The 9,184-nt window shown below is 53.0% G+C and carries 8 protein-coding genes; 4 read left to right on the forward strand and 4 right to left on the reverse strand.

Annotated features, from left to right (window positions below; all coding sequences use genetic code 11):
- Positions 1 to 76: 76 nt before the first annotated feature.
- Positions 77 to 1,735 carry a glutamine--tRNA ligase gene (gene glnS, locus FDP13_RS03445; RefSeq protein WP_012770615.1) on the forward strand — a complete coding sequence of 553 codons (1,659 nt, stop codon included), beginning with the start codon at positions 77 to 79 and terminating at the stop codon, positions 1,733 to 1,735.
- A gap of 73 nt (positions 1,736 to 1,808) precedes the next feature.
- Here the strand turns inward: glnS and fur are convergent, their stop codons facing one another.
- Both fur and fldA read right to left on the reverse strand, forming a co-directional pair.
- Positions 1,809 to 2,255, reverse strand: a complete 447-nt coding sequence (gene fur / locus FDP13_RS03450) for a ferric iron uptake transcriptional regulator (RefSeq protein WP_012770614.1) — start codon at positions 2,253 to 2,255, stop codon at positions 1,809 to 1,811.
- A 342-nt stretch (positions 2,256 to 2,597) separates the two neighbouring features.
- A complete protein-coding gene (gene fldA / locus FDP13_RS03455) occupies positions 2,598 to 3,125 on the reverse strand; it encodes a flavodoxin FldA (protein WP_012770613.1) in 528 nt (175 codons plus the stop codon).
- Between the two features lie 420 nt (positions 3,126 to 3,545).
- On the opposite strand from fldA, the gene FDP13_RS03460 reads away from it, so the two are divergent.
- Positions 3,546 to 5,240: a methyl-accepting chemotaxis protein gene (locus FDP13_RS03460; RefSeq protein WP_143838602.1), complete on the forward strand. Its 1,695-nt coding sequence runs from the start codon at positions 3,546 to 3,548 to the stop codon at positions 5,238 to 5,240.
- 42 nt (positions 5,241 to 5,282) lie between these two features.
- Here the strand turns inward: FDP13_RS03460 and ybfE are convergent, their stop codons facing one another.
- Complete coding sequence (ybfE, locus tag FDP13_RS03465; protein WP_012770611.1) at positions 5,283 to 5,564, reverse strand: LexA regulated protein; 282 nt, start codon at positions 5,562 to 5,564, stop codon at positions 5,283 to 5,285.
- Positions 5,565 to 5,829: 265 nt separating this feature from the next.
- Positions 5,830 to 6,600: an esterase gene (gene ybfF, locus FDP13_RS03470; protein WP_143838604.1), complete on the reverse strand. Its 771-nt coding sequence runs from the start codon at positions 6,598 to 6,600 to the stop codon at positions 5,830 to 5,832.
- Between the two features lie 254 nt (positions 6,601 to 6,854).
- On the opposite strand from ybfF, the gene seqA reads away from it, so the two are divergent.
- Positions 6,855 to 7,394 (forward strand): replication initiation negative regulator SeqA, encoded by a 540-nt coding sequence (gene seqA / locus FDP13_RS03475; protein WP_033575933.1) that lies wholly within the window; start codon positions 6,855 to 6,857, stop codon positions 7,392 to 7,394.
- Positions 7,395 to 7,419: 25 nt separating this feature from the next.
- A complete protein-coding gene (pgm, locus tag FDP13_RS03480; protein ID WP_012770608.1) occupies positions 7,420 to 9,063 on the forward strand; it encodes a phosphoglucomutase (alpha-D-glucose-1,6-bisphosphate-dependent) in 1,644 nt (547 codons plus the stop codon).
- Positions 9,064 to 9,184 lie beyond the last annotated feature (121 nt).

Here is a 9,184-nt window from a genome sequence, read left to right on the forward strand (position 1 = left end):
AAACGGTTGTTTCCCGGCGTGGCTTGTTGGATCATTAGCGGTTATGGGTTGTTTTTTCGCATTTGAGGAACCAAGCATGAGTGAGGCTGAAGCCCGCCCAACCAACTTTATTCGTCAGATCATTGATGAAGATCTGGCTACCGGTAAACACGACAATATCCAGACGCGTTTTCCACCGGAACCGAATGGTTATCTTCATATCGGTCACGCTAAATCTATCTGCCTGAACTTCGGTATCGCTGAGGATTACAACGGTAAGTGCAACCTGCGCTTTGATGATACCAACCCGGTAAAAGAAGACATCGAGTACGTTGAATCCATCAAACATGACGTTCAGTGGCTGGGTTTTTCCTGGAGCGGGAATGTTCGCTATTCGTCGGATTATTTTGATCAGTTGCATATGTATGCCGTTGAACTGATCAATAAAGGGCTGGCCTATGTCGATGAGCTGACGCCGGATCAGATCCGCGAATATCGCGGCACGCTGACCTCTCCGGGCAAAAATAGCCCGCACCGCGATCGCAGCGTTGAAGAGAATCTGTCGCTGTTTGAGAAAATGCGCAATGGCGGTTTTGCCGAGGGTGCCGCGTGTTTGCGTGCTAAAATCGATATGGCATCGCCGTTTATCGTCATGCGCGACCCGGTGTTGTATCGCATCAAATTTGCCGAGCATCATCAGACCGGCAACAAATGGTGCATCTACCCGATGTATGACTTCACCCACTGTATTTCCGATGCGCTGGAAGGCATTACGCACTCGCTGTGTACGCTGGAGTTTCAGGATAACCGCCGGTTATATGACTGGGTGCTGGACAACATTACTATCCCCGCTCATCCGCGTCAGTATGAGTTCTCTCGCCTGAATCTGGAATATGCGGTGATGTCCAAGCGTAAACTGAACCAATTGGTGAATGAGAAGATCGTCGAAGGGTGGAATGACCCGCGTATGCCGACCATCTCCGGTTTACGTCGTCGTGGCTACACGGCGGCCTCTATCCGTGAATTCTGTCGCCGTATTGGCGTCACCAAGCAGGACAACACGGTAGAAATGGCGGCGCTAGAGTCATGTATTCGTGATGACCTGAACGACAATGCCCCGCGAGCTATGGCCGTGTTGAACCCGGTGAAAGTCGTGATTGAAAACCTGCCGGAAAGTCATGAAGAATGGCTCAGTATGCCTAATCATCCCAATAATCCGGAAATGGGAACGCGGCAGGTAGCATTCAGCCGTGAGGTTTATATCGATCGCGCAGATTTCCGCGAAGAAGCCAACAAGCAGTACAAACGTTTGGTACTGGGTAAAGAAGTGCGCTTGCGCAATGCTTATGTCATTAAAGCTGAACGCATTGATAAAGATGAGCAAGGCGTGATTACCACGATTTACTGTAGCTGTGACACGGATACCCTGAGTAAGGATCCGGCTGACGGCCGTAAAGTTAAAGGGGTGATTCACTGGGTATCGGCTGCTCATGCGTTGCCGGCTCAGTTCCGTTTGTATGACCGCCTGTTTAGCGTCGCTAACCCAGGTGCGGCCGATGATTTTCTCGCTACCATTAATCCTGACTCATTGCAGGTTGTGCAAGGGGTTGTGGAAGCCAGTCTGGCCAATGCCGAGGTCGAGAAAGCGTATCAGTTTGAGCGTGAAGGTTATTTTTGCGCCGATCGCGTTTATTCCAGCGCCGACAATCTGGTATTTAACCGGACGGTGGGATTACGCGACAGCTGGGCAGGCTAATCGCCGCCCGGTCAGAATGTGAGATAAAAATAAAACCGCCGCGGCGGTTTTATTTTTTGCTCAATCGACGTGTTTAGCGTTCGTCGTGGGCGTTGTCGTCTTCACGGCAGTCGCCGCTACTGCAATGGCCGTACAGATACAGGCTGTGGTTAGTCAGCTTGATGCCGTGTTTTTCTGAAATCTCACGCTGGCGCGCTTCGATAGACTCATCGCTGAATTCAATCACCCGACCGCAATCCAGACAGATCAAATGATCATGATGGTGTTGCTGTGTCAGTTCGAAAACAGATTTACCGCCTTCAAAATTGTGACGGGTGACGATACCTGCATCGTCAAACTGGTTGAGCACGCGGTAAACGGTGGCCAGGCCAATCTCTTCGCCCATATCAATCAGCTTTTTGTATAAGTCTTCCGCGCTGACGTGGTGGCATTGAGGATCCTGAAGGACTTCCAGAATTTTCAGTCGAGGAAGTGTGACTTTCAGGCCTGCCTTCTTTAATGCGGTGTTGTTGTCAGTCATGCGGATTTAGTCCTGTTACTTGCTTTATCTGGGAAGTTACTAGCCTAGTATCATCGGGCGGCGTAAAAAAGGTCACGTGTCTCAATTATAGAACCGCGCCATCGAAATGAAAACCACGGAACTTTTACAATATGATTCTCGTTAACTTGCTGTATTCAGGCTGGTTATCTATGAGAAACAAATTGTATGCCAGGATTTATCATTAAACATAATCTGGCTAGCCGGATGGACATTGTACCTTGTCGGCGTGAAAAGTTAAAAAAATGTATCACTGATTGTGATAGGTTTTACCTATCTGTATAGATAGGCTCTGAGTGCATTTGCCTCAGAGCCACAGGTGAATCAGGCCAGTAATGCTTTCAGATTCAGCTCTTCGCTGATCTGTTTGACCCAGTTGGATACTCGCTCGCCGGTGAGTTCAGGCTGGCGATCTTCATCAATGGCCAGGCCGATAAAGTGGGTGTCGTCCGCCAGACCTTTTGAAGCTTCGAAGTAGTAACCTTCAATCGGCCAGTGACCCACAATGGTCGCCCCGCGGGGTTCGATGATATCGCGGATCGTACCCATGGCGTCGCAGAAGTACTCGGCATAATCTTCCTGATCGCCGCAACCGAAGAGCGCAACCAGCTTACCGGCAAAGTCGATCTCTTCCAGTGTCGGGAAGAAATCATCCCAGTCACATTGCGCTTCACCGTAATACCAGGTCGGAATACCCAGCAACAGGATGTCAAAACGCTCAAGATCCTCTTTGCTGCTTTTGGCAATGTCGTGCAGTTCGGCGACGTCGCTGCCCAGTTGCTGCTGGATAGTCTTGGCAATGTTTTCGGTATTGCCGGTGTCACTGCCAAAAAAAATGCCTATGAGAGCCATAGATAAAATAACCTCTTGATTCTTAAGGGTATGGTGCTTGCGTCACCCACGATCCGCTAATGATAGCAGACACTGTCTGATGGATAAACGTGTATCTGTCGCCGGGGGTGGAAATGGTATCGAAACGATTAACTGGTTATTTTTCGAACATCGTCTTAATGATTTTTTAATTTTTTTAAAATACGATCTTCGCACAGATAACTGAAAATATGGATAATCCGTTAATTACCTAATTTTTATTAGCTTTTAAACAACAGAAAAAACTAAATATTCCTGTGGTTTTGACGATGACAGAACATGGTGCTTTATTGAATGTAAATGTGCAGCAATGTTTCTTACAAAACGAGAGATTTTCTCATCGCATAAATCAAAACAAACCTTACCTCCTCCTCGATCAATAGCCCATTTATGGAGTCAATTATGCAATTCCTAAAAAATATTGCCATTCGCACAGCGATGCTGTGGGTACTTGGCATTTTCTGTGCGTTATGGATTGCGGTTTCGGTTTACACCATGTACTCGTTCAAAACCATGAATGAGACATCTAAAACCAGTGCGTTGCTGGTTAACAATATGAATTTAGTCAATACCGGCAACGACCAGTATTTCCGCATGGTGACCCGACTGGCTCGTGCGATTGACTATCGGCAGAGCGGTGATAACCAGAAAGCGGACGAACAGCAAAAATCATCACAAGCCGCGCTGGATTTACTGAAATCCAACCTGGAAGCCTTCAAGAAGATCGATCATGCCGGCATGTCGCCGGAATTGGTCGAAGCGGTGACGCGTGACTGGAGCAACCTGATTACTCAAGGGGTTGAACCCATGTTCCAGCGTGCGGTGGATAAAAAATTCGATGAGTATGACAAATATGCCAAAGACGTCGTGCCTGTCTTTAGCCGGCAGTTCAACGTCTCGTTCACTAACTTCAACAAGGCGGGATCAACGATGTTCGTTGATGCCGGCGAACGACTGGAAACCATTACCGGCGTTGGGCAAAACATTTTGCTGGCGGGGCTTATCGCCGGTTTGTTGATGTTGTTCCTGACTGATCGCTATTTGGTCGCCTGTTTGACCCGCCCGCTTAACGATCTGCGTGAACATTTCCAGGCGATTGCCGCTGGCCGCCTGGGAAAACCGATTCTGGACTTCGGCAACAACTGCGTGGGCAAGCTGTTCCCGTTGCTGCGTGATATGCAAACCAGTCTTGCGAATACCGTCAGTACGATCCGCAGTAGTGCCGATTCTATCTATCAGGGGGTATCGGAAATCGCCTCCGGCAACAACGACCTTGCAGCCCGTACGGAGTCGCAGGCCGCTGCGCTGGAAGAAAGCGCAGCCAGTATGGAACAACTGACCTCGACGGTGAAACAGAACGCAGAAAACGCCAGCCATGCCAGTCAATTGGCTCGTCAGGCTTCTACCACCGCCAGTAAAGGTGGCGAACTGGTGGACAATGTGGTGAAAACCATGGCCGAAATCTCCGGCAGTTCGAAGAAAATTGCCGAGATTACCAGTGTGATTAATGGCATTGCTTTCCAGACCAATATTCTGGCGCTGAACGCAGCGGTTGAAGCCGCTCGGGCCGGTGAGCAAGGGCGCGGGTTCGCCGTCGTAGCCGGTGAAGTAAGAAGCCTGGCGCAGCGTAGTGCGCAAGCGGCTAAAGAGATCGAAAACCTGATTGCCGAGTCGGTGCGTTGCGTGGATAACGGCTCTGCGCTGGTGGCCGATGCCGGCAGCACCATGAGCGAGATCGTTAAGGCCGTGACGAACGTCACTGATATCATGTCGGAAATTGCGACGGCATCGGATGAGCAAAGTAAAGGCATCGCTCAGGCAGGACAGGCGATTACGGAAATGGACGGCGTCACTCAGCAAAACGCCGCGCTGGTGCAGGAAGCGTCTGCGGCTACCCGCTCGCTGGAAGAGCAGGCGATGGTGTTGACCGAGGCGGTATCGGTATTCCGACTGACGGAGGAACAAATGGCCGGTCTGTCGCCAAGACGTGAACGTCAGGCTGCGGTCAAAGCCGTATCAGCCCCGGCAGCCAAAGCCTTGCCGGCTGCTCCGGCAAGCAGCGGTAAGAAGAGCAACGATAACTGGGAAACGTTCTAAGCTATTGAGGACAACCGGCGTCATGGACGACGCCAGTCACGTTTAGTTTTTTTGTTCAGCCAACTGCGCCAGCAGTATTTGTTCGATCAGCTCACTGCGGCTGATGTTTTTCTGTTCAGCCAATGCATTCAGAATGTCTACCGCTTCACTATTGATTTTCAGCTCGACACGACGCAGCCCCCGCACCTTGTCACGCCGCAACTGATTGCGCTTGTTGATCCGTAATTGTTCGTCACGAGAGAGCGGGCTGGTTTTCGGGCGACCCGGGCGACGCTCGTTCGCGAACAGATCCAGCGTGGTGCGATCCGTTTGTTCTTTTGCCATAACTCATGGTACTGCAAGAAATTCGGCCAAATCGCCGCTTTGATTACCGGAATGCGAACACCGTGGGTAACCGTTGCGTTCAGCCGTTCAGGCCGCGTTTGGATGAAATGTGGTTAACGATGCAAGTGGCCAGACAGCCGTCCCTCATACAGAGCGCGCCATAATACCCCAGCCGTTACGGTGGCGACAACGTTTACTGAGGGACAATACTCAATTAAACCGTAGCTTGAGATGACGAACCTGGCCGTGGAGAGGTCGGCAATACCTAGTTAGCATTCAGAAAACGATGAATGGCGCGCAGCACCGCTTCCGGTTTTTCCGCATGGACCCAGTGCCCGGCGCCGCTTACCACATGTGCTTTGGCGGCGGGAAACTGGCGTAGCAGCGTATCGCGATAGCGGTCGTCGAGATAAGGCGACTCGCCGCCGCGGATAAACAGGATGGGCCCGGGCCAGGCGGGCACCTCGCTCCAGCCGACAATATGCTCGTACTGGTCCCACAGCACCGGCACGTTAAAACGCCACTCGCCCTGTTGAAATGATTTCAGTAAAAACTGTACCACGCCTTCTTCGCCCGGCAGGTCGTCACGCATGATTTCCGCCGCTTTCGCACGTTGTTCCACACCGGCTTCGCTCACGGCGCGAACGGCAGCGAATACCTTGTCGTGACGACGAACCTGATAATCCACCGGCGCGATATCAATCGCGACAATACGGTCGATGCGTGCGGCAATCTGCTCGGTCAGCGCCATCGACACCTTTCCCCCCATGGAATGGCCGATCAAGATCACCCGCTCCAGCGCCAGTTCATCGATCAGTTCACGTACATCCTGCGCCATCGCCGCGTAATTCATCTCCGGCGAACGAGGCGATAATCCATGATTGCGTAGATCAATCTGCAAGGTATCGTGATGCTTTTGCAGATCGCGCGCCAGTACGCCAAGGTTGTCCAGATTGCCGAACAGGCCGTGAATAAGAATGACGGGTAATCGGTTTTGCGGGTGTTGTGCGTTTTGCCAGCGATAATTCAATTTCATGGTGAAGTTCATTCAGAGAGACAGTGGCTTAGGGTATCATGACTTTACCATGGTGCTCCGCCACAGGCTAAACTCTGTCGGGCGGCGTCAACGAGGGCAGGGAAGTCAACCGCGCTCATGTATGGGATTTGTACGGCAAGTTCAGCATAATCCTGAATGTGCCGTCACGGGCCGTCTGCCGCTGTTCGCGGGTTGAGTGTAGCCTGTATAATTCCTGATGATTGATTAAAGACATAAAACAGTACTGGATAAAGATGAAAACTATTGAGGTCGACGACGAGCTTTACCGTTATATCGCCAGCCACACTCAGCATATCGGCGAGAGTGCATCGGATATTTTACGGCGCATGTTGAAATTCAGCAGCGCGCAGCCCGCGTCGGTAGCGACGGCCCCATCGGCGGCGGCGTCGACAAGTGCCCAGCCTGTTGCTGTGCAACCGCCGCGCGACCGGGTAAGAACCGTGCGTGAGTTACTGCTGTCGGATGAATATGCCGAGCAGAACAGAGCGGTCAATCGTTTTCTGATGGTACTGTCTACCCTGCATCGTTTATCGCCGCAAGAGTTTGCCGCCGCTACCGAATCGTTGCATGGCCGTACCCGCATCTATTTTGCCGCCGACGAGCAGACGCTGCTGTTGCACGGCGCGCAGACCAAACCCCGGCACATTGAAGGCACGCCTTACTGGGTTATCACCAATACCAATACCGGTCGCAAACGCAGCATGATCGAGTACATCATGCTGGCGATGCAGTTCCCGCCGGAACTGACTGAGAAAGTTTGCGGCACCATTTAAATCACTGCGTCAGGAAGAAACGCCAATGGCTAATCACCCGAGAGCCGGACAACCTACCCGGCAAAGCGACCTGATTAATGTCGCACAGTTGACGTCCCAGTATTATGTGTTGAGCCCGGATGTCGCCAATCCGGCCCAGTCGGTTAAATTCGGTACTTCCGGCCATCGCGGCAGCGCCGCCCGCCACAGCTTCAACGAAGCCCATATTTTGGCGATTGCCCAGGCCATTGCCGAAGAGCGTAGCCGCCAGGGTATCACCGGCCCATGCTACGTAGGGAAAGATACGCACGCGTTGTCCGAGCCGGCGTTTATTTCCGTGCTGGAAGTGCTGACGGCAAACGGCGTTGATGTGATTATCCAGCAGGATAACGGTTTTACCCCCACGCCGGCGGTATCGAACGCGATTCTGGTTCACAACCGTCAGGGCGGTGCGCTGGCGGACGGTATCGTGATTACGCCATCCCATAACCCACCGGAAGACGGCGGTATTAAATACAATCCGCCCAACGGCGGCCCGGCAGACACTAACCTTACCAGCGTGATTGAAAAACGCGCCAACGCGCTGTTGGCGGATAACCTGCGTGAGGTGAAGCGTCAGTCGCTGGATAAAGCGCGTCAGAGCGGTCACCTGCACGAGCGTGATCTGGTCGAGGCGTATGTCGAGGCGCTGGGCGAGGTGGTGGACATGGCGGCTATCCAGCGTGCCGGTCTGAAGCTTGGCGTAGATCCGCTCGGTGGTTCCGGCATTGCTTACTGGCAGCGTATTGCCGAGCGCTACCAACTGGACCTGACGCTGGTCAACGACGCGGTCGATCAGACGTTCCGGTTTATGACGCTGGATCACGATGGCGTCATTCGTATGGACTGCTCGTCTGTTTCGGCGATGGCGGGCCTGTTGTCGCTGCGTGACAAGTTCGATCTGGCCTTCGCCAATGACCCGGATTATGACCGTCACGGCATCGTGACGCCGGCTGGGTTGATGAATCCGAACCACTATCTGGCGGTCGCCATCAACTACCTGTTCCGCCACCGCCCGCAGTGGAGCGAGTCGGTTGCGGTGGGTAAAACGCTGGTCTCCAGCGCGATGATCGATCGCGTAGTGGCGGATCTTGGCCGCAAGCTGGTGGAAGTGCCGGTGGGGTTCAAATGGTTTGTCGACGGCCTGTTCGACGGGACGTTGGGCTTCGGCGGCGAAGAGAGCGCCGGCGCGTCGTTCCTGCGGTTTGACGGCACACCCTGGTCGACGGATAAAGACGGCATCATTCTGTGCCTGCTGGCCGCCGAAATCACCGCGGTAACCGGTAAGAACCCACAGCAACATTATGATGAATTGGCGGCCCGTTTTGGCGCGCCGAGTTACAACCGTTTGCAAGCGTCGGCGACCCATGCGCAGAAAGCCGCGTTGTCCAAGCTGTCGCCGGAAATGGTGTCGGCCAACACGCTGGCGGGTGACCCGATCACCGCTCGCCTGACCGCCGCGCCCGGTAATGGCGCATCGATTGGCGGCCTGAAAGTGATGACCGACAACGGCTGGTTTGCCGCGCGGCCATCCGGCACCGAAGAAGCCTACAAGATTTATTGTGAAAGTTTCCTCGGCGCTGAACACCGTGAAAAAATCGAGAAAGAAGCGGTGGAAATCGTCAGCGCAGTGCTGAGCAACGCGAAATAACGAGTCAACCCGGCTGACAATCAGGGCGCTGTGCAGACAGCGCCTCAGACTGCTGACAAACGCATTAACTACAGGATGAAGCATCTTTCCGGCGTCAAAAACTGTGCTGAGGCCAGCGGCT

The sequence above is a fragment of the Dickeya sp. ws52 genome (assembly GCF_007210685.1).
GTDB lineage: Bacteria > Pseudomonadota > Gammaproteobacteria > Enterobacterales > Enterobacteriaceae > Dickeya > Dickeya chrysanthemi.

Bases quoted from the DNA above. Each gene is read 5' to 3' on its own strand.
- glnS (WP_012770615.1), top strand. From the start codon at position 77: ATGAGTGAGGCTGAAGCCCGCCCAACCAACTTTATTCGTCAGATCATT.
- fur (WP_012770614.1), bottom strand. From the start codon at position 2,255: ATGACTGACAACAACACCGCATTAAAGAAGGCAGGCCTGAAAGTCACA.
- fldA (WP_012770613.1), bottom strand. From the start codon at position 3,125: ATGGCTCTCATAGGCATTTTTTTTGGCAGTGACACCGGCAATACCGAA.
- FDP13_RS03460 (WP_143838602.1), top strand. From the start codon at position 3,546: ATGCAATTCCTAAAAAATATTGCCATTCGCACAGCGATGCTGTGGGTA.
- ybfE (WP_012770611.1), bottom strand. From the start codon at position 5,564: ATGGCAAAAGAACAAACGGATCGCACCACGCTGGATCTGTTCGCGAAC.
- ybfF (WP_143838604.1), bottom strand. From the start codon at position 6,600: ATGAAATTGAATTATCGCTGGCAAAACGCACAACACCCGCAAAACCGA.
- seqA (WP_033575933.1), top strand. From the start codon at position 6,855: ATGAAAACTATTGAGGTCGACGACGAGCTTTACCGTTATATCGCCAGC.
- pgm (WP_012770608.1), top strand. From the start codon at position 7,420: ATGGCTAATCACCCGAGAGCCGGACAACCTACCCGGCAAAGCGACCTG.